The organism is Pseudomonas sp. R45(2017) (assembly GCF_002112305.1).
Taxonomy (GTDB): Bacteria; Pseudomonadota; Gammaproteobacteria; order Pseudomonadales; family Pseudomonadaceae; genus Aquipseudomonas; species Aquipseudomonas paraglycinae.
This window is the reverse complement of record NZ_NEHH01000007.1, coordinates 196902-215912: the sequence shown is the minus strand read 5'-3', so window position 1 is coordinate 215912 and position 19011 is coordinate 196902. Positions and strand designations below refer to the sequence as shown.

General features: G+C 60.4%; 16 protein-coding genes. 6 read left to right on the top strand and 10 right to left on the bottom strand.

The window, feature by feature from the left end:
* Nucleotides 1-145: 145 nt before the first annotated feature.
* From CAF74_RS17810 to CAF74_RS17795, 4 genes are all read right to left on the bottom strand, one after another.
* On the bottom strand, nucleotides 146-523 hold the full coding sequence (locus tag CAF74_RS17810) for a DUF6124 family protein (protein ID WP_085747162.1): 378 nt from the start codon (nucleotides 521-523) through the stop codon (nucleotides 146-148).
* 448 nt (nucleotides 524-971) lie between these two features.
* A complete protein-coding gene (locus tag CAF74_RS17805; protein WP_085747161.1) occupies nucleotides 972-3965 on the bottom strand; it encodes a hypothetical protein in 2994 nt (997 codons plus the stop codon).
* 149 nt (nucleotides 3966-4114) lie between these two features.
* Complete coding sequence (locus tag CAF74_RS17800) at nucleotides 4115-4510, bottom strand: YbaN family protein (protein WP_085747160.1); 396 nt, start codon at nucleotides 4508-4510, stop codon at nucleotides 4115-4117.
* Nucleotides 4511-4520: 10 nt separating this feature from the next.
* Nucleotides 4521-5108 carry a YecA family protein gene (locus tag CAF74_RS17795; RefSeq protein ID WP_007958400.1) on the bottom strand — a complete coding sequence of 196 codons (588 nt, stop codon included), beginning with the start codon at nucleotides 5106-5108 and terminating at the stop codon, nucleotides 4521-4523.
* Nucleotides 5109-5385: 277 nt separating this feature from the next.
* Here CAF74_RS17795 and recQ point away from each other — a divergent pair, with 277 nt between their 5' ends.
* From recQ to CAF74_RS17780, 3 genes are all read left to right on the top strand, one after another.
* Nucleotides 5386-7515 carry a DNA helicase RecQ gene (gene recQ, locus CAF74_RS17790; RefSeq protein WP_085747159.1) on the top strand — a complete coding sequence of 710 codons (2130 nt, stop codon included), beginning with the start codon at nucleotides 5386-5388 and terminating at the stop codon, nucleotides 7513-7515.
* Nucleotides 7516-7817: 302 nt separating this feature from the next.
* Nucleotides 7818-8252 carry a MarR family transcriptional regulator gene (locus CAF74_RS17785; RefSeq protein ID WP_007958397.1) on the top strand — a complete coding sequence of 145 codons (435 nt, stop codon included), beginning with the start codon at nucleotides 7818-7820 and terminating at the stop codon, nucleotides 8250-8252.
* A 127-nt stretch (nucleotides 8253-8379) separates the two neighbouring features.
* Nucleotides 8380-10167: a FimV/HubP family polar landmark protein gene (locus CAF74_RS17780; protein WP_085747158.1), complete on the top strand. Its 1788-nt coding sequence runs from the start codon at nucleotides 8380-8382 to the stop codon at nucleotides 10165-10167.
* 6 nt (nucleotides 10168-10173) lie between these two features.
* Here the strand turns inward: CAF74_RS17780 and CAF74_RS17775 are convergent, their stop codons facing one another.
* Nucleotides 10174-12363: a patatin-like phospholipase family protein gene (locus tag CAF74_RS17775; RefSeq protein ID WP_085747157.1), complete on the bottom strand. Its 2190-nt coding sequence runs from the start codon at nucleotides 12361-12363 to the stop codon at nucleotides 10174-10176.
* Nucleotides 12364-12434: 71 nt separating this feature from the next.
* On the opposite strand from CAF74_RS17775, the gene CAF74_RS17770 reads away from it, so the two are divergent.
* Nucleotides 12435-12722: a SelT/SelW/SelH family protein gene (locus CAF74_RS17770; protein WP_085747156.1), complete on the top strand. Its 288-nt coding sequence runs from the start codon at nucleotides 12435-12437 to the stop codon at nucleotides 12720-12722.
* Here the strand turns inward: CAF74_RS17770 and CAF74_RS17765 are convergent.
* Both CAF74_RS17765 and CAF74_RS17760 read right to left on the bottom strand, forming a co-directional pair.
* Nucleotides 12716-13609 (bottom strand): DMT family transporter, encoded by an 894-nt coding sequence (locus CAF74_RS17765; protein WP_085747155.1) that lies wholly within the window; start codon nucleotides 13607-13609, stop codon nucleotides 12716-12718. The two genes, CAF74_RS17770 and CAF74_RS17765, sit on opposite strands and share 7 nt — an antisense overlap.
* A 72-nt stretch (nucleotides 13610-13681) precedes the next feature.
* On the bottom strand, nucleotides 13682-14446 hold the full coding sequence (locus CAF74_RS17760) for an AraC family transcriptional regulator (protein WP_085747154.1): 765 nt from the start codon (nucleotides 14444-14446) through the stop codon (nucleotides 13682-13684).
* A 132-nt stretch (nucleotides 14447-14578) separates the two neighbouring features.
* Between CAF74_RS17760 and CAF74_RS17755 the strand changes: the two genes are divergently transcribed.
* Nucleotides 14579-15394 carry a UDP-2,3-diacylglucosamine diphosphatase gene (locus tag CAF74_RS17755; protein ID WP_007958385.1) on the top strand — a complete coding sequence of 272 codons (816 nt, stop codon included), beginning with the start codon at nucleotides 14579-14581 and terminating at the stop codon, nucleotides 15392-15394.
* A 14-nt stretch (nucleotides 15395-15408) separates the two neighbouring features.
* Here the strand turns inward: CAF74_RS17755 and CAF74_RS17750 are convergent, their stop codons facing one another.
* Together CAF74_RS17750 and CAF74_RS17745 are read right to left on the bottom strand one after the other, a co-directional pair.
* On the bottom strand, nucleotides 15409-15999 hold the full coding sequence (locus CAF74_RS17750) for an HD domain-containing protein (protein ID WP_085605701.1): 591 nt from the start codon (nucleotides 15997-15999) through the stop codon (nucleotides 15409-15411).
* 23 nt (nucleotides 16000-16022) lie between these two features.
* A complete protein-coding gene (locus CAF74_RS17745) occupies nucleotides 16023-16334 on the bottom strand; it encodes a DUF962 domain-containing protein (RefSeq protein ID WP_085747153.1) in 312 nt (103 codons plus the stop codon).
* 167 nt (nucleotides 16335-16501) lie between these two features.
* On the opposite strand from CAF74_RS17745, the gene CAF74_RS17740 reads away from it, so the two are divergent.
* On the top strand, nucleotides 16502-17563 hold the full coding sequence (locus CAF74_RS17740; protein ID WP_218189659.1) for an AraC family transcriptional regulator: 1062 nt from the start codon (nucleotides 16502-16504) through the stop codon (nucleotides 17561-17563).
* Here the strand turns inward: CAF74_RS17740 and CAF74_RS17735 are convergent.
* The gene (locus tag CAF74_RS17735; protein ID WP_085747151.1) at nucleotides 17520-18974 is read right to left on the bottom strand and encodes a TrkH family potassium uptake protein; all 1455 of its coding nucleotides are present in this window, start codon (nucleotides 18972-18974) and stop codon (nucleotides 17520-17522) included. The genes CAF74_RS17740 and CAF74_RS17735 overlap by 44 nt on opposite strands.
* Nucleotides 18975-19011 lie beyond the last annotated feature (37 nt).

Genomic DNA, 19011 nt, shown 5'->3' with positions numbered 1-19011 from the left:
ATCGGGACGGCGGGTTTTGTCTTGGATTGATCGTTCCCACGCTCCGCGTGGGAATGCCTCAATGGACGCTCTGCGTCCGCTCTTTGGGACGCGGAGCGTCCCGGGCTGCATTCCCACGCAGAGCGCGGGAACGATCAGGCGGCGGTCAAGCTACAGCGGGCGCCTCAGCCTTCAACTCCAGATTATCCAGTACCCGATTCACCGCCAGCTCACCCAGCATGATCAACTGCGCAATCCCCAACAACACATGCCGATGCGACCCATCCACCAACCCGGCAAAGTCATTGGCCATGACCTTAGCCGAAGTCAGGGTTTCGCAGGCGTCGGCCAGCAGCTCTTCGCTGTCGATGCCGGGGGCGATGAGGTAGCGGGTATTGGGTTTGAGTAGCGGTTTTCGGGAGAGGAGGGGATTGAGATAGTGATCGAGGGCGCGCTCGGCGGCTTCGTGGAATTTCTTGGAATCGAGGGTTTCGTAGGGCGAAGTCGAATCGACTTCCGGCGGGTTTGGCGTGGGTTTGATCATGGATAAAGCCTCTAGAGTAGTGGAGGCGCCACGCTTCGCTGCTAAACGAAGGAGGTGGCGGCCGTACGCGGGTTAGCAGACCAGGACTCTAGAACCCGGCGCACCGAAGTGCCCCACGCAAAGCCGCCATAACGTGAACGGACAGGCGTGAACCTGATCACGAACGAACGGCATTGTGCGTCTAGAGTAGATCCGGGCTGCTAAACCCGATCGCTGCTTTTCAGCGACCGCCAAACAATAGAACCCGCCCCCAAGGCGCACAAGCCGGCGGATTCTGGCGGATGCGTAGGCAAAGGCGCAAGGTTGTGTGGCTTTGCGGACATAAGCTTCAACACTCTTCAACAGCGGTTTTCGAAGGCGTGGAAACGACAAAACCCGCGCTCCCGGATTACCGGAAACACGGCTTTGTAGGGGCGGGAACATGCACTCCCTTTTCTCTTTTCCTCGCTCAATACCGTCTCAGACACCATGGCCAATAACGAGCATTCACGTCAGTGGTACATACATGTCCGCCACCTCCATGTACATAATATCCGACGGTGCCTGCGGGGCACGCCGTGGTATCGCACATCCACGTAACCCATCCTGCTGACAGTGGCCAGTTATACCCATAAACCACGTACATGGAGGGCCAGGTAAGTGTCAAGGGAATCGAACCTGGAACACTATTCATCCAGTTCACGGCTTCATAATGCGTCATAGGTGCAGCATAAATATCCAATCTGTAAATATTGATTGAGTCCACATAGATCGCATGAGTGGTGAATTGGTCCTGAACATAAAGGTAGGCAGCCCCGCAGCGAAGGCCGATTACAACGCCATTGGCGTCAACGGAAACTACAGAGGGATTGCTTGAACTGAAGGTACGCTGGCCCACACCATATTGCGGGATTAGTTGTAGCCAGTTACGCGGCCATCTGGCACCAGTTTCCGGCCAACCGGTATAGACCCGATATCCGTCTAGAAGTCGGCGCGTCGTATCGATTTGCAGAGGTCGGCGAAGGATAACGTTGCGTGTCGGGGAGGAAAGGTTGTTGCCATATTTCGCTCGGGCAACAATCGAGTTGTAGGCGTCATAGTTGCTCACCGTCACTGAAGCACCGGGAGCGTTGCCAGCGCTATCGGTAGTGACGACTTTCTGCGGTGAACCGTTGACCAGGATTTCAATTTGCTCATTGACGCTACCACGACAGTGAATGGTCAGGGCCGTGGATATCGTTTCGGTGTTCTGAGGAACTTCCCCTTGAGGGGCTTGTACTGCTGTGATGACCGGTTGCAGTTCGACCAGCGATTCGACCTTGTACCTTTGCATCGGAAACAGCAGGGGCTTTTGACCCAGACCGAGAATGACCGAGAAAAAAATGTCCAGGTCGGTTTCGTCTTTCAGATCACGAAACCAGGCGAGTATCAATGCCGTTATCGAGCCCTGTTCGGTTCCGGTCACCTCTCCGTTGAGCGCTTGATAGCTCACTTTCGTGCCGTTTTTATGGGTGCCTTCAAACCTTAGAAACCTGGCTTGTCCCGGTGCCTGTCCCGGCCAAGGTGCCACTCGCAGCAAGTTGGCTGCCGTCAGTTTCTTCACCTCTACAATCCCTTGTACTCCGTCGATCGTCGGAGTGGGAAAGTCTTTGCTGTAGTTCGGGATGGGGGCCACCGAGATTTCCGTGGTTTGCGATGAAGCGACCCGTTCCCCTTTGAACCGTAGGTTCCAGTGCATCTCGAATGTCGTGCCGTGGTTTCTGATCAGGAAGTTACGATCCAGTTTCCAGGTGGCACGTTTGTCTTTGTCGAAGGGCTTGATTCCGAGATCTGGCGAGTTTGCTGGTGCATCTGTTTGTACCAGTCTCGCCCGATGTTCTGCCGTTGCGCCGGGGAATTCGGCTTCCACAGTAGCCTCGGCTCCGAGTGGATTCAGCGGCTGGGATTCCAACAGTTTTGGCGGCGTGAGAGCGGCGTCTTTGTAAAGACCAATTTTCAATTCACTCAGATCGGAAACAACCGTCGGCTTGCCCGGGTTGGTAATTGAGCATTGCAGTAACAGTTTGGAGTCGGGGAACTGGGCAAAGTATTTTGGCGCTACGTCAAAGACGATCTCACGTGTCGGATATTTGATCTTTTGCTGGAATACAAACAGTGTCGGGACACCTTCCTTATCCTCGGTCTGCCAACTGAGCTCGGCTCTTGCGCCTTCTACAAGAGGCCAATAATCGGCACAGCGTACTTTCACCAAAGCAGCGTCCACGGGAATGACGTCTTCTTTCTGCGGTGTCGCGGTCGGTTCACCCAAAGGCTGGGCGACGCCAGAAACAGTGGCAAAGGCTGGCTTCGAATGTTGGGTGACGCCCCCCTTTATCAATTCGTAGCCGACCCCGAAGTTGCCACCGATCAAGTTCTTAACTCGGTAGTTTTCCATCTCGAAAACTTCGGTCCTGCTGGCACGTTCGACTTTCCGACTATAGGTATGGCTGACGGCTTCGCCTGTCTTTGTAAAACCCTTGATTGATAAATTGATGATGTTACCGATTGCAAATATCCCGGTGACAAGAATCGTCAGGAAACTACCGTTCAGTTGATCGTGATGGACTACGTCTTTTTCATCGGCCAATTCAATGATTGGAGCCGGCACCAGTTTCTCTAAAGGCTTGAAGATAATGCTGAGCGCACGCGACCACCCGCTGAAGTTGTGAACCCGGTCGCGCACCATCCAGCGTGCGTGTAGCTTGTCGGTCGCAGGGATGGTTGCGAGTTCTTCAGGGGTTACGTCAATGTCGGTAGTGCCACCGGGTGTGGTGATGACAATCTCCCAGCGCAAGGGACCGAGCGTGACGGTCACAAGGTCACCTTTGTTTGAGTTGTAATACTTGGGCGCGGTCAGCGTCAGCCCTTCTTCAACCACCGTCTTGTCGATTATTGTTTCTGAACATTCAACCAGCCCCAGGCCCTGATTGTGTGGTTCGGCGTGGTCCGTGTCCTGTTCGCCCGGTTCGGGGTTCAGAAAACAGAGATCGGCTTTGGGCGACTCCTCTTCATTGCCACTCAGTCTGAAAATGTGAAACCAGCATTTTTCGTTCTTGGGTTCGAGAGGGGGGAAGTTGGAATACATATTATCAATCGGGATGTAGAACGCGATGGGTTTCGCGTTTCCTTTGTCATCGAAATGCTCGTCTTTGACATCGATAGTTGTGACAATTTCATTCCCAATATGAAACTTACCGCTGTCGCCACTGGCCATGTTCAGATAGGGCAGCATGTAAGCCAACAGGCCTCTGTAATCACTTTTCACCATGCTTATATTGATACCTTGTGCGCCATCATTCTGAAGCTTGTGGCCGATGACCAAGGGGGGATTTATTGCATTAACACGTATGCCGCCGGTATCAGGTGGAAATACAACCTCCTGCACGGGGGAATCAGGATCGGGCGTATTGACGGGACTGTTCATGAGTGGGCACCTTCGCAAGAGGGGGTGCCCGAATGTTTGAATGCCGGCACCGTTGCCGAAGGATTAGAGCGCTGACACGTTTAACTGCCTACTGTCAGATCTGACAGGGGAATGAGGGTTTTCGACGAGCGGTTGTCGGGTATGGCGCCTCAGAACTTGCGCAACGTCTTCTGCCGCAAGATATAAACCGTCACCAACACCGCACTGGTCAGCATGAACCCGCGCGCCCATGGCAGAGGCACCAGGTAGCACGAGAACAGAATGCTCGCCCACATCAGCCCGATCGCGTAGACCTTGCCCTTGAGCGGTATGCCGTTGCCATCGAGGTAGTCGCGGATCCATGGCCCGAGCCGGGGATGCTCGACCAGCCATTGGTAGAAACGCGGAGAGCTGCGGGCGAAGCAGGCGGCTGCCAGCAAAAGGAAGGGAGTAGTGGGGAGAACAGGCAGGAAAATCCCGATCACCCCCAATGCCACGCTGAGCCAGCCGATGGCCAGCAGGATGTAGCGCAACATCAGGGGGCGGTTGCCTATGGGGTTGTCCATAGGCCGGATCTTAGTGGTGACGTGGCTTGAGGATCGCCGGTTTTTCGTCGGGCGCCTGGCACAGCAGGTACAGCGCAGTCAGGGCTTCCGGGATCTGCACGATCATGTCGTCCATCAGGTTGGCGTCCTTGGCGATGTCTTCGAACTCAGGCTGTTCGTCGAACAGGCCCGAACCGACCATGATCGGCAGGAGCATTTCGCTGACTTCTTCTTCGGCGGTTTCGAACCAGGCCGCTTCGCGCAGGAACACGCCTTCCATGAAGCCGATGCACCAACCGCGCAGTTCGGAATCGTCCGGGTCGTCGCCCAGGTCCAGCTCGCATGGCAGCTCGAATTCTTCATCGGAGGCCAGTTGGCGGGCGATGTGGGCTTTCAGGCCGATCAGCGTGGCTTCGATCTCTTCGCGCTGGGCTTCGCTGCTGTAATGCGGCTCTTCGGCGAACAGGGCGTCGATCCACTCACGATCCGGCACCACGTCGGCGCAGATCGACAGCGCCGTCAGGTAACCGTGAGCGGCCACGTAGTCCAGCGCCTCTTCATGCAGCTCGTCGGCGTCGAGGAAGACTTGCAGGCGGGTTAGTTGCTCGGCGAAGGACATTAAAGGGCTACCTTGGGGGAATAAACAATGCGGGAATTCTAGGCCTTCTTGAGCCCTCAAGCCAGCCGCACGGCAGATTTGCCTGCACAAGCTTCTTATCGGCGGTGCCCTTTGCCGGGGAGGGCTCGGGTATACTGCCGCGCTTTGCGATCCCTGCCGGTGTCGCGGCTGATTGTGTAGGGCGCGATGCAATGCGCGCTTACGTTTTGTTTAAAGCAGCCTCGGCTGTCTTGAACCAGCCTGTGCAGGGATGTTTCGGTGGATTTTTGGAGTTTTTATGCTCGAACAGGCTCAACGCGTCCTCAAGGACATCTTCGGCTACGACAGTTTCCGTGGCCGTCAGGGTGCAATCATTGAGCGCGTGGCCAGTGGCGGTGATGCCCTTGTCCTGATGCCGACCGGCGGCGGCAAGTCCCTGTGCTTCCAGGTGCCGGCGCTGCTGCGCGATGGCCTGGCGGTGGTGGTGTCGCCGCTGATCGCGCTGATGGACGATCAGGTCGCCACCCTCGAAGAGCTGGGCGTGGCAGCCGCCGCGTTGAACTCCACATTAAGCGCTGAACAACAGCGCGACCTCGCCAACCGGATCAAACGCGGCGAAGTGAAAATGCTCTATCTGGCGCCGGAGCGTCTGGTGCAGCCGCGCATGCTGTCGTTCCTGCAAGGCTTGAACATCGCGCTGTTCGCCATCGACGAAGCGCACTGCGTATCGCAATGGGGCCATGACTTCCGCCCGGAATACCTGCAACTGGGGCAGTTGGCGGAAATGTTCCCCGACGTGCCGCGCATCGCCCTGACCGCCACCGCCGACAAGCGCACCCGCGAAGAAATCGTCACTCGCCTGCATTTGCAGAATGCCGAGCGTTTCCTGTCGAGCTTCGACCGGCCGAACATCTTCTACCGCATCGTGCCCAAGGAGCAGCCGCGCAAGCAGTTGCTGGCGTTCCTCGCCGAGCGGCGCAGCGATGCCGGCATCGTTTACTGCCTGTCGCGCAAGAAGGTGGAAGAGGTGGCCGCGTTTCTCACCGAGCAGGGCTTCCCGGCGCTGCCGTATCACGCCGGTCTGCCCAACGATCTGCGCGCCTATCACCAGAAGCGCTTCCTCAACGAGGAAGGCCTGATCATGGTCGCCACCGTGGCGTTCGGCATGGGCATCGACAAACCCAACGTGCGTTTCGTCGCCCACCTCGACCTGCCGAAATCCCTCGAGGCCTATTACCAGGAAACCGGACGCGGCGGCCGCGACGGTCTGCCGGCGGACGCGTGGATGGCCTACGGTCTGCAAGACGTGGTGATGCTCAAGCAGATGCTGCAGAACTCCGAGGGCGACGAACGCCACAAGCGTCTGGAGCAGCACAAGCTCGACGCGATGCTCTCGCTCTGCGAAGAAACCCGCTGCCGCCGTCAGGCGCTGCTGGCGTACTTCGACGAAGACATGCCCGAGCCTTGCGGGCACTGCGACAACTGCACTGACGGCGTGCAGACCTGGGACGCCACCGAGCCTGCGCGCCAGGCGCTGTCGGCGATCTATCGCACCGGCCAGCGTTATGGCGTCGGCCATCTGGTGGACGTGCTGCTGGGCAAGGACAACGAAAAGGTCCGCAGCTTCGGCCATCAGCACCTGTCGGTGTACGGCGTCGGCAAGGCGCTGAGCGAGAGCGAATGGCGCTCGCTGTTCCGTCAGTTGGTTGCCCGCGGTCTGGCCGATGTCGATCACGAAGGTTACGGCGGGCTGCGCCTGAGCGACACCTGCCGGCCGCTGCTCAAGGGCGAAGTGAGCCTGGAGCTGCGCCGCGACCTCAAGCCGCAAGTCAGCGCCAAGAGCGGCAGCAAGAGCCCGGCCAGTCAACTGGTGCGCGGCGAAGAGCGCGAACAGTGGGAAGCATTGCGTGCCCTGCGGCGCAAACTGGCGGAAGAACACGGCGTGCCGCCGTATGTCATCTTCCCCGACTCGACCCTGCTGGAAATGCTCCGCAGCCAGCCGACCTCGCTGGCGGACATGGCCCGGGTCAGCGGCGTCGGCGCCCGCAAGCTGGAGCGTTACGGCGAGGCCTTCCTCGAAGTGCTCGGCGGCGAGGCCGAGGCGCCGAAAGTGGTGGCCGACGTGCGCCACGAACTGATCACCCTGGCCCGCGCCGGTATGACGCCGTTGCAGATATCCGGCCAATTGCAGTGCTCGGAAAAGAACGTCTACACCATGCTCGCCGAAGCCATCGGCAAGCAGCAGCTGTCGCTGGAACAGGCGCTGGATTTGCCGGAAGACCTGATGGGGGAAGTCCAGGATGCGTTCCTCGACGGCGAAGGCGAGTTGCCGTCGGTCGCCGAAGTGGCCGAGCTGTTTGCCGGTCGCGTACCGGAAGGCGTGCTTTATTGCGTGCGGGCTGGGCTGCAATCTGAATTCGAGATGTAACTCGACCCTTTCCCCTCACCCCAGCCCTCTCCCCCAGGAGAGGGGGCCGACCGAGTTGTCTTGCGCTATACGTCGACCTGAAATACCGGGTCGATTGTGGATTCAACATAGAGCATTCAGGTCGGCGTATTTCCTGAATATTCCCCAATCGGTTCCCTCTCCCTCCGGGAGAGGGTTAGGGTGAGGGGCTTTTCAGATGTAACGATTCAGTACAAGTCCCCTCTTGCCTATAGGCAAATGTCATGCTTAGCTGACTAATAATTAGTTTTTCTCTATTTGTTCAGTCTAATCATGAGTGTTTTATGCCGTTAACCGATCAACACCGTTTTGGCATGCAATTGGCCCAGATGTCTCGTGGCTGGCGTGCCGAACTGGATCGCCGGCTGGCCGGTCTGGGCTTGTCCCAGGCACGCTGGCTGGTGCTGCTGCATCTGGCGCGTTTCGAAGAGGCGCCGACCCAGCGGGAGCTGGCGCAAAGCGTCGGCGTCGAAGGGCCGACCCTGGCCCGTCTGCTCGACAGCCTTGAAAGTCAGGGACTGGTGCAACGCCAGTCCGTGATGGAAGACCGCCGGGCGAAAAAAATCGTGCTGTGCTCACCGGCGCTGCCGCTGATCGAACAGATCGAAACCATCGCTACACAACTGCGCAAGGAATTGTTTGAAGGCGTCGACGAGGCGGATCTGAAGGTCTGCATGCGGGTTCACGGGCACATTCTGGCCAACCTGGAAAAGTCTTGAGGCATAACCGCGTGCCGTTTTTTTGAGAGATCGCGCTGGGCGGACTATAAGAACTACTGGGCAATATCGTGTTCGTACCGGATGTGCGAACGCATAGAAGTCGGTTTTGCTTATTTAAGGGATGCTCATGCTCGGAAGTCGGCACGTGGTACTGCGTTGCGCCAACTCGCTGTTGGTGGCCGGTGTTCTCACCTGGTCCACCGCGTCATTGGCGCTGGGGCTCGGTGACATCACCGTGCATTCAGCCCTCAATCAGCCGCTCAAGGCTGACATCGCCCTGGTGGATGTCGGGGGCGTCAGCGAAAACGAACTGACGGTTCGTCTGGCCTCGGCGGACGAGTTTGGCCGCGCCGGCATCGAGCGCGTGTTCTTTCTCAATGACCTCAAGTTCACCCCGATCCTGCGTGGCAATCGCAACATGATCCGGGTGACGTCCAGCAAACCGGTCAACGAACCCTTTCTGAATTTCCTGGTGCAGCTCGATCAGCCCAATGGCCACCTGCTGCGCGAATACACCGTGCTGATCGACCCGCCGGGCTCACCGGGAATTGTCCCGGCCACCGATGAGCCAACTGCGCGTGCGCAATCGTCGGAATTCCCGACCCCCGAGACTCCGTCTGCAACCACGCCGGCCAAACCTGCTGCGCCTGTTCAGCCACCGACACCGGTCGCCGACGCGCAGGCCGAGCAACTGGCGGCGAGCCTTGTGCAGAATCAGCAACTGCAAAAAACCATCGATGAATTGAACGTGAAGCTTCAGGCCCAGGAAGTGCTGATCGCTGACGGCAAGAAACAGCTCGGTGATTTGCAGGCCCGACTGATTGAAGTGCAACAAGCGCCGCCGGCACCTGTCGCACCCGTGGCACCTGCGCCTGCGCCGGTCATTGCCTCGGTCGAGTCTCAGGAGGATTCACTCAACTGGCCGCTGCTCGGCGGACTGCTGCTGGTACTGGGATTGCTGGTGGCAGGGCTGTATGTGCGTCGGCACCGCCAGCAAGCGCAAGTGGCTGAGGCGCCGACACCGTTCCTGCCGGTACGAAACGACCCCCCGGTCGACGACGCCGAACCGATGCAGCCGAGTTCCGTTCACAGTGCGGTCGAACATCGTGAGGAACACGCCAATGGCGATGTGCTGGAAGCGGTCGGCATTTATCTGGCCTACGGACGCATGGGCGAGGCTGCCGGTTTGTTGCGTGATGCGTTGCAGCGGGAACCGGAGCGCATCGACCTTGGCGTGCAGTTGCTTGAAGTGCTGGGGCGGCAGGGTGACACGCCGGCCTATGACGAGCAGGAAAGCCGTCTGCGCCAGCTCGGGGTCGAGGATCAGCGCTTGCAGGAGATTCGCGCCCGCTACCCGAAACTGGTCAGCGCGGCACCTCTGGTTGCGGCGGCCCCGGTGATCGCCGCGCTGCCGATCGAACCCACCACGCCTGAGGAGCCGTTAGCCGAAGACAATTTCGAACTGAACCTGGATCAGCTCTCGATGGCTTCCAGTTGGGATCTTGAGGAAACTCGCCCGACTGCTGCCGCACCTGAACAGGCGCCATCAACGCTGGGTTCCGATCTGCAGGTACTGCCACAGGATTTCGAGTTGCCGGAAACCCTGCCCGACGACGCCGAAACCGCCGAGCTCGAATGGATCGTCGAACCGGAAACGCAGCCGCTGGACGAGGACTTTCTCAACGAGTTTGGCGATCCCGGCACGACGCTCTCACTGGAGCCACTGGAGCTGCATGCCCCGGAGCTGGACCCCGAACCCTCGGACACCGCCAACGCCGGCAAACTCGAACAGGCCCAGACCTGCATCGACGACGGCGATATCGACAGCGCCATTGCCTTGCTCAACGAACTGCTCAAGGAAGCCGACGAACCCCTCAGGCAAACGGCGCGCACGTTGTTGGCGGGGATTCGCTGACCGTTGTCAGAAGGTCTGGCCGAGGTTCAGGTACACCGCCTGTTCATCCGCATCGTTCAGTCCATAGCTGAAGTTCAGCGGCCCCAGCGGCGTATCGAAGCCGATGAACACACTGGCGGCGTTGATATAGCCGCTGTCAAATACATTGTCGTTGTTCCAGGCCCGGCCGCGTTCCAGCGAGGCGCCGGCGTACAGCGGGAAGTCCAGCGGCAGGTACGAACGCGGGGTGAGGCGGCGGTAATACACCGCACGCATCAGACTGACGTTCTGCCCGGAGATCGCGTCTTCGCGGAAACCGGACAATTGCCGGGCGCCGCCGAGCAGGAAACTGGAGGTCACCACGTTGGCATCGTCCAGCGTGCGACCATAACGACCGCCGAGAATCAGCGTATCCGGGCCACTGCTCATGGCCTTGTCCAGTTTGAACTCCCACTGCCGGTAGCGCGTGTCGGAGCCCAGGCTCGGTTCGAACTGCACCAGCGTCAGGCCGATGTCTTCGCCTTCGTGGGGGTAGTAGACGTTGTCCAGCGAGTCGAAGGAATACTTCAGTGCATAGAACCCTTCGTTGAAGTTTTCGCTTGGCAGGTCCTGATCGCCGATCCGCACATCAGCCTTGCCCCAGGCCTCGCCAACCCCGAAGCGCACTTCGCCGCTGTTGCCGATCTGCCGGCCAAAGTTGAGGCCGAAGCCGTAGCGCTCGACGCGATACTGGGCGATCGGATCGTTGTCCAGAACCGAGTCGACGTTCTGTGCGGCAAACGAAGCATAAGGCGCCAGGAAGTAGCGAGAGCCGACGTCCAGCGGCTGATAGAACTCGCTGTACAGCTCTTGTTTATCGCCGATCTGCGCCCGGGTCAGCCATTCCGCACCCAGTCGGTTGATGCCGTTCACGCGGTAACTGGCACCGAGGTTGAAGGCGCTGTCGCCACGCATGTCGTCTGACAGGCTGAGGCCGACCCGCAGATAATCGGTGCCGGTGCGTTTGCCGCGCGCGCTGATCACCAGCGTGTGATCCGCGCCTTTGTGCACCACGCGGTATTGCACCTGCTCGAAGTAATCGAGGCCGTACAGGGTGCCCATGTCGGTTTGCAGGCGACCCAGATCCAGCGGTTCGCCGATGTGCTGGCGGATGTAGTAGCGGATCACGTCATCGCCGACTTTCGAGTCGTTCTCGACCTTGATCGCGGTGATGATAGGCGTGCGCTGGCCCGGCGCGCGGGCGGCGTTGAGTTCGGCGTCTTGCGACTGCAGGGGTTTGAGGCGTGCGAGGCGCACGTTCAGGGCCTGGGTCGCGCGGTAGCCGGCGTCGATCATTTCCTGGCCGCGACCGAAGTCGGTGGCGCCGAAACTGGCCAGCGGCGGCTGGATCAGCACGTCATCGGGATGCAGGGTCGCCAGTTGCTCTTCGGAGTTGCGCCGGGTCATCAGGGTGATCGACTGGTTCAGCACATCGACCACGGTCAGCAGTTGCTTGCGGTTGCGCAGCGGGGTGCCGATGTCGACCACGATGGCCACGTCGACGCCCATTTCACGGGCCACATCGAGGGGGATGTTGTCGGTCATGCCGCCATCCACCAGCAATCGGCCGTCGAGTTCGACCGGGGCGAACACCGCCGGGATCGACATGCTGGCGCGGATCACTTGCGGTAGGTGGCCCTTGCGGAACACCACTTTTTCGCCGTTGGCGATGTCGGTGGTCACGGCGCGGAACGGGATCGGCAGCTTGTCGAAATCCCGGGTGTCGCTGGTGTGGGCCAGCAGGCTTTCCAGCAGCAGCGCGAGGTTCTGGCCCTGGATCACGCCCAAGGGCAGGCCGAGGCTGCCGTCGTCGCGAAAGCTCAGCTTCTGTTTCACCAGAAAATCGCGGTCGTCCTGCTTGCGCCGGAACGGTACGTCTTTGCGGGGCGGGGCGTCGGACAATGCCTGCTGCCAGTCGATGGTCAGGGCGAGTTTTTCCAGTTCGTCAATCTTGTAGCCCGAGGCGTACAGCCCGCCGACCACCGCGCCCATGCTGGTGCCAGCAATCGCATCGATCTTGATGCCTTGTTCTTCCAGAGCCTTGAGCACACCGATGTGCGCCAGCCCTCGAGCCGCACCACCGGACAAAACGAGGCCGACTTTGGGGCGCGTTGCCTCACTGGCATGAACGAACAGCGGTAGGAAACCAAGCAGCAGGCAGATCAGAAGGCGACGCATCGTGAGTCTCGGGGCGAGCGGTAAAGCCGGCTATTATAGCGGCGCCCTCTGGCTCAGGAGTTTCAGCAATCATGACCGTCACAAAACCGGAAATCGTCATCACCTATTGCACGCAATGCCAGTGGATGTTGCGCGCCGCATGGCTGGCGCAAGAGCTGCTCAGCACCTTCGGCGACGACCTCGGCAAAGTGTCACTGGTGCCGGGCACCGGCGGGATATTCCACATCACCTGCAACGACGTGCAGATCTGGGAACGCAAGGCCGACGGCGGTTTCCCGGAGGCCAAGGTGCTCAAGCAGCGGGTGCGCGACCAGATCGACCCTGACCGCGACCTCGGCCACAACGACCGTACTCAGTGAGAGGCTGCCTCGGCCGCGACGGTTTTCTTGTCGTTGCTGCCTGACATCCGGCTCGACACCACGATCGCAACAATGATCAGCGCGCCGCCGATCAACATGCGCAGGGTCGGATCTTCATCGAACAGCAGCCAGGCCACGGTAATCCCGTACACCGGCTCCATGGCGAACACCACTGCGGCGGTGCGCGCCTTGATTACCGCGAGGCTGGCAACGAACAAACTGTGGGCGACGCCGGTGCAGAACACCCCGAGCAGACCGATCCACAACCAGTCGATGGCGCGCACTTCGCTCAGTTGCGGCGCCGCCACCGGCAGCAGGCACAGTGCCACCACCACGTTCTGACACAACGCCGCCTGCACCGCCGGGATACGCCCGGAGCTGGCGCGGTTGGTCAGGGACAACAGGGAAAACAGCAGGCCGGACAGGATCGCCCAGAGCAGGCCGGTGGTCGCGCCGCTGGCCAGATCGAACGCCGGGGTCACCAGCACCAGCCCGACACTGACCAGCACCACCAGCACGATTTCGTTGGCGCGGATGCGTTCGCGAAAGATCAGCCCTTCGAGGATCACCGTGAAGGCCGGGAAACTGGCGAAACCCAGGGTCGCAATGGCGACACCCGCAACCTTGACCGCAATGAAGAAACTCACCCAGTGCCCGGCCAGCAGCACGCCGCTCAGGGCCAGTCGCCGCCAGTCCACGGCCTGCAGTTTCTGCCAGCCGCCCTGTTGGGCGAAGCGGGCGAAAAACGCCAGGGCCAGCACGGCAAACGCGGCGCGTCCGAACACGATGACGGCGGGCGTTGCGGCCGCGAGTTTGCCGAAAACACCGGTCAGGCCGAACATCAGTGCGCCGATATGCAAGGCGCCGAGGGCGGTACGGGGAGTCATTGCAGTCCTTTTTCCAAACACCATTACAGGCACACATTGAAACGTGTAACGGCCGAAAAGTCTGTCGGCAGGCTATCGACTTTTGTCGTCAGCCTCGCGTCGCAATTGTGTAGGAGAGGTGCCGAACTCACGCAGGACGGCGGCCGAGAACGCACTTTGCGAGTTGTAGCCGACACGGCTGGCCACTTCACCGACAGGCAGCGTGGTGTTGCGCAACAGCGCTACAGCTTTGTGCAGACGGCGACTGCGAATGTAGTCCATCGGTGTCTGCCCGCATTCGGCGACGAACCGCGCATGCAGCCGGGCGCTGGACAATCCGGCGACACGCGCCAGATCCGCGACTTGCAGCGGATAGGCCGCGTACTGCTCGATGTGCGCGTCGAGTGCCGCGTAGGGCAGGCGGCGCGCGACGATTTCGGCGGGTGGCACGTGGTTCAGGCTCGCCAGCAGCAACACCGCGCCCTGTTGCGCAATCAGCGGATCGTCAACCGGACTGTTCGCCAGCCAGCTGACCAATTGACCTTGCCCGGCATCCAGCGACAACCGCGCGGCGTTATCCAGCAGACGGCGGCTGGCATCGGCGTGATTACCCAACGAGCGCGTCAGCCATTGCTCGTCGGGCACATCCAGCACCAGACAGCGGCTGCCCTTGGGACTGCCGCACGCGTGATGCGCGCCGGCGGGGATCACCACGAAGCTCTGCTGCAATACCTGGCTGCCACGCCCTTCGACTTCGAAATCCAGCGCGCCGGACAGGCCGAACACCAGTTGCGCGTGGTCGTGGCTGTGGGCGATCAGGTCGTGGCTGTAATGGCGCAGGGTCAGGATCGGTTGCATGGCGGTCTCCGGGCGAGCCGCCAGTCTACACCGGCGCAGGGGCGACGCGTTTGTCACACGACTGACGCATACCTGTCATGGTCGATTAACCGGGCGCGCGCAGAGTGGCGAAAACATCGCAGAGGGTTGCCCATGACCAGCGCCGAGCTCGCCAGACCCAGCCGTAAACAACGGGTTCGCACCCTGTGGATCTCCGACGTGCACCTGGGCACGCGGGATTGCCAGGCCGAGCATCTGTCGCAATTTCTCAAGGGCTATCACGCCGACAAGATCTACCTGGTCGGCGACATCATCGACGGCTGGAAACTGCGCGGCGGCATGTACTGGCCGCAGGCGCACACCAACGTGATCCGCCGTTTGCTGACCATGAGCAAGCGCGGCACCGAGGTGATCTACGTCACCGGTAACCATGACGAATTCCTGCGCCGCTATTCAAAACTGATTCTGGGCAATATCCAGCTGGTCGACGAGGCGGTGCACGTCACCGCCGATGGCCGGCATCTGCTGGTGATTCACGGTGACCAGTTCGACGTGATCACCCGCTATCACCGCTGGCTCGCGTTCCTTGGCGATTCAGCCTACGAGTTCACCCTGACCCTCAACCGCTGGCTCAATCACTGGCGGGCGAAATACGGTTATGGCTACTGGTCGCTGTCGGCCTATCTCAAGCACAAGGTGAAGACGGCGGTCAGCTTCATCAGCGACTTCGAAGAAGCCATCGCCCATGAATGCGTGAAGCGCGAGTTGCACGGTGTGGTCTGCGGGCACATCCACCACGCCGAGATCCGCAAGGTCGGCGAGGTGGATTACCTCAACTGCGGCGACTGGGTGGAGTCATGCACGGCGCTGATCGAGCACTGGGACGGCACGATCGAGCTGTATCGCCTGGCCGATGCGCAGGCGCGGGAAGCGGAATTGAAAGCGGCGAAGGTGGCCGAGCTGGCCTGAGTTTTCAAGTCAACTCAGGCCGGGCTGTGCTCTTCCATCGCCGCTTTGTAGATCGAGTTCTTCGGCTGGGCGAACAGCCTTTCCATCATCGGCTCGAAGAAGCTCAGCGGCAGGGTGTCGTACTCGGGGTCGAACGCTGCCGCGTCATATTTGGCGCAGAACTCCGCGGTCGCCAGAAACTGCGGGTGGTCGCTGAATTGCTCGCGCAGGTGCCGATCCATGCCCAGGTGATGGAAGAAGTAGTAGCCCTGGAAGATCCCGTGCTTTTCCACCATCCACAGGTTCTCGGCGCTGACGAACGGCTTGAGGATGGCGGCGGCGATGTCCGGGTGATTGTAGGAACCGAGGGTGTCGCCGATGTCGTGGAGCAGGGCGCAGACCACGTATTCCTCGTCGCGGCCGTCGCGAAAGGCGCGGGTCGCGGTTTGCAGCGAGTGGGTCAGGCGATCCACCGGGAAACCGCCGAAATCGCCTTCGAGCAGTTTCAGGTGGGCCATGATCCGGCCCGGCAACTGACGGGCGTAGGCGCTGAAATCCGCCGCAATGATCGCCCAGTCGTCCTGTGTGCCGTCCTTCATGTGGGTGAAACGGGCAGTGGCATTCATCGGCAGTCCTCTTGTCGGAATTTCTAGAACGGCACGCGGCCCAGGATCATGTCGCGGTACATGACGAAGTCGCCGAGCAGGCTGTAGAACGGGTGCTGGAAGGTGGCCGGGCGGTTTTTCTCGAAAAAGAAATGACCGACCCAGGCAAAGCTGTAGCCCGCCAGCGGCAACGCAAGTAAAAGCAGCCAGGCGCCCTTGGCGATGGTCAGGGCGAGAATGAAGATCACCAGCGTCGTGCCGATGAAATGCAGGCGACGGCAGGTGCTGTTGCCGTGCTCGCTGAGGTAATACGGATAGAACTCGGCGAAGCTGTTGAAATGCTTGATGGTTTCCACGACTGCGATCTCTGTGGTTATTGTTCTGATTGCAAGTTGTTCGGCGGGTAGCTTATTTGAGTCTAGAGTGATCAATGGCGTCGGCCAGTGACAATCGGCGCCACTTTACTATCCTTGGGAAATCGGCCGTAGTATGCGGCTCACCATGTCATCCAAGAAAAAACGCCATGAGCGAACGAACGACTTCTGCAAGCTGGGCGATGGGGATTGTCAAAGCACTGGAAATGGACGGCCTGGATTGCCGGGTTTTGTTCAGACAGCTGGGGCTCGACTACGCGGCGCTGGAGGACCCGGACGCACGCTTCCCGCAGGATTCCATGACCCGACTCTGGCAACGGGCGGTCGAGCTGTCCGGCAATCCGGCGATCGGCCTGAATATGGGCAAGGTGGTGCGGCCGGCTTCGTTTCATGTAGCGGGCTATGCGCTGATGTCCAGCAATACGCTGGCGGAAGGTTTTCAGCGACTGGTGCGTTATCAGCGGATCATCGCCGAAAGTGCCGACCTGAGTTTTCGCCTGCTCGACGAAGGTTATGCGCTGATTCTGACGGTACACGGCGATCATCTGCCGCCGACCCGGCAAAGTGCCGAAGCCTCGCTGGCCTGCGCGCTCGCGTTGTGCGGCTGGCTGACCGGACGCACGCTGCACCCGCGCAAAGTGCTGGTGCAGGGCGACCAGCCGGATGATCTTGAACCCTATAAACGAGCCTTTCATGCACCGCTGGTGTTCAACGCGCCGTATGACGCGCTGATCTTCGAGCGGGGCGACATGGAAGCGCCACTGCCCACCGCCAACGAGGCGATGGCGCTGCTGCATGACCGGTTTGCCGGGGAATATCTGGCGCGGTTTTCCGAAAGCCGCGTGACCCACAAGGCGCGCCAGGTGCTGTGCCGCCTGCTGCCGCAGGGCGAACCGAAGCGCGACACGGTTGCGCAGACCCTTCACTTGTCCCAGCGCACCTTGCAACGACGCTTGCAGGAGGAGGGCACCAGTTTTCAGCAGTTGCTCGACGACACTCGCCGCGAACTCGCCGAGCAATATCTGGCCCAGCCGAGCATGACCTTGCTGGAGATTGCCTATCTGCTGGGCTTTGCCGACCCGAGCAATTTCTTCCGCGCCTTCCGCCGCTGGTTCGACACCACGCCCGGCGATTACCGGGCGCGGTTGCTGGAAGCGCCGAAGGCGATCAGTGACGCCAGAACGCCGGAATACACAGTACAAACACCGTAATGATCTCCAGTCGGCCGAGCAGCATGCCGAACGACAGAATCCATTTGGCCGCATCCGGCAGGCTGGCGAAGTTGCCGGCCGGGCCGATGGTCTCGCCCAGGCCCGGGCCGACGCCGGAGACGGTGCTGGCGGCACCGGTCAACGCCGTCATCCAGTCCACGCCCAACAGCGACAGCAGCAGGGCGATCACGCAAATGGTGATCGCGAAGAAGAACGAGAACGTCAGAATCGACCGGACGATCTCTTCGTCGAGGCGATGACCGTTGTACTTCTGCTTGATCACCGCGCGAGGGTGAATCAGCTGGTTAAGGTTGGCCTTGAGCAGGATGTAGGCGACCTGGAAACGGAAGATCTTGATCCCGCCCGCCGTCGAGCCGGAGCAGCCGCCGACGAAGCCCAGATAGAAGAACAGCATCAGCGAGAAGTTGCCCCAAAGGCTGTAGTCCCCCAGTGCAAATCCCGTCGTCGTTACTACTGATGTCACGTTCAGCGCCACATGACGCAACGCGTCCAGCCAATGCAGGTTGGTGGTCCACCAGTACCAGGTGCCGAGCACCAGCCAGGTCACCAGCAACATGCCGAGCAAACCCTGAACCTGTTGATCCTTGATCAGCGCCCGGCGGTTGCCGCGCAGTGTCGCCACGTACAGGGTGAACGGCAGGCTGCCGAGAATCATCACCACCACCGCGACCCAGTGCACCGCCGGTTGCGTCCACTTGGCCAGGGACTGGTCGGAGGTCGAGAACCCGCCGGTGGAAATCGCCGACATCGCGTGGTTGATCGCATCGAACGGGCTCATCCCGGCCCACCAGAACGCCAGGCTGCCGAGAATCGTGATGCCGACGTAGGCCGCCACGATCAGCCGCGCCACCATGTGCGAGCGGGGCATGACCTTTTCCGAGCGGTCCGAGGATTCGGTCTGGAACAGGCGCATGCCACCGATGCGCAGCAGCGGCAGGATCGCCACCGCCATGCCGATAAAGCCGATACCGCCGATCCAGTGCAGCAGCGAGCGCCACATCAGGATGCCGGGGGACATGTCGTCCAGATGGTTGAGCACGGTCGAGCCGGTGGCCGTGATGCCGGACATGCTTTCGAAGAACGAGTCGGTGTAACTGATGTGCTGTGTCAGCAGAAACGGCAGTGCAGCAAAGATGCACACCACCAGCCAGCTGCTGACGGTCAGCAGGTACATGTCCCGGGGGCGCAGGTGAATGTGCTCCGGGCGACCGGGAATCACCAGCGCCAGGCCGGCGAGGAAGGTGATCATGCTCGCCCAGAGGAACGACGGCAGATCGCCGGTGCGCTCGAAAATCACCAGGGTGGCCATGGGCACGACCATGGCGATGGCCAGGGTGATCAGGAAGATGCCGATGATGAAACCAATGATCCGTAAGGTCGGCAACGCCATGAAGTCCGCTCGGGCTGATGTGGGAAGGGCGCCATTC

What these genes read in the sequence shown, in the direction of transcription:
- CAF74_RS17810 (WP_085747162.1), bottom strand. Translation starts at nt 523, where the DNA reads ATGATCAAACCCACGCCAAACCCGCCGGAAGTCGATTCGACTTCGCCC.
- CAF74_RS17805 (WP_085747161.1), bottom strand. Translation starts at nt 3,965, where the DNA reads ATGAACAGTCCCGTCAATACGCCCGATCCTGATTCCCCCGTGCAGGAG.
- CAF74_RS17800 (WP_085747160.1), bottom strand. Translation starts at nt 4,510, where the DNA reads ATGGACAACCCCATAGGCAACCGCCCCCTGATGTTGCGCTACATCCTG.
- CAF74_RS17795 (WP_007958400.1), bottom strand. Translation starts at nt 5,108, where the DNA reads ATGTCCTTCGCCGAGCAACTAACCCGCCTGCAAGTCTTCCTCGACGCC.
- recQ (WP_085747159.1), top strand. Translation starts at nt 5,386, where the DNA reads ATGCTCGAACAGGCTCAACGCGTCCTCAAGGACATCTTCGGCTACGAC.
- CAF74_RS17785 (WP_007958397.1), top strand. Translation starts at nt 7,818, where the DNA reads ATGCCGTTAACCGATCAACACCGTTTTGGCATGCAATTGGCCCAGATG.
- CAF74_RS17780 (WP_085747158.1), top strand. Translation starts at nt 8,380, where the DNA reads ATGCTCGGAAGTCGGCACGTGGTACTGCGTTGCGCCAACTCGCTGTTG.
- CAF74_RS17775 (WP_085747157.1), bottom strand. Translation starts at nt 12,363, where the DNA reads ATGCGTCGCCTTCTGATCTGCCTGCTGCTTGGTTTCCTACCGCTGTTC.
- CAF74_RS17770 (WP_085747156.1), top strand. Translation starts at nt 12,435, where the DNA reads ATGACCGTCACAAAACCGGAAATCGTCATCACCTATTGCACGCAATGC.
- CAF74_RS17765 (WP_085747155.1), bottom strand. Translation starts at nt 13,609, where the DNA reads ATGACTCCCCGTACCGCCCTCGGCGCCTTGCATATCGGCGCACTGATG.
- CAF74_RS17760 (WP_085747154.1), bottom strand. Translation starts at nt 14,446, where the DNA reads ATGCAACCGATCCTGACCCTGCGCCATTACAGCCACGACCTGATCGCC.
- CAF74_RS17755 (WP_007958385.1), top strand. Translation starts at nt 14,579, where the DNA reads ATGACCAGCGCCGAGCTCGCCAGACCCAGCCGTAAACAACGGGTTCGC.
- CAF74_RS17750 (WP_085605701.1), bottom strand. Translation starts at nt 15,999, where the DNA reads ATGAATGCCACTGCCCGTTTCACCCACATGAAGGACGGCACACAGGAC.
- CAF74_RS17740 (WP_218189659.1), top strand. Translation starts at nt 16,502, where the DNA reads ATGAGCGAACGAACGACTTCTGCAAGCTGGGCGATGGGGATTGTCAAA.
- CAF74_RS17735 (WP_085747151.1), bottom strand. Translation starts at nt 18,974, where the DNA reads ATGGCGTTGCCGACCTTACGGATCATTGGTTTCATCATCGGCATCTTC.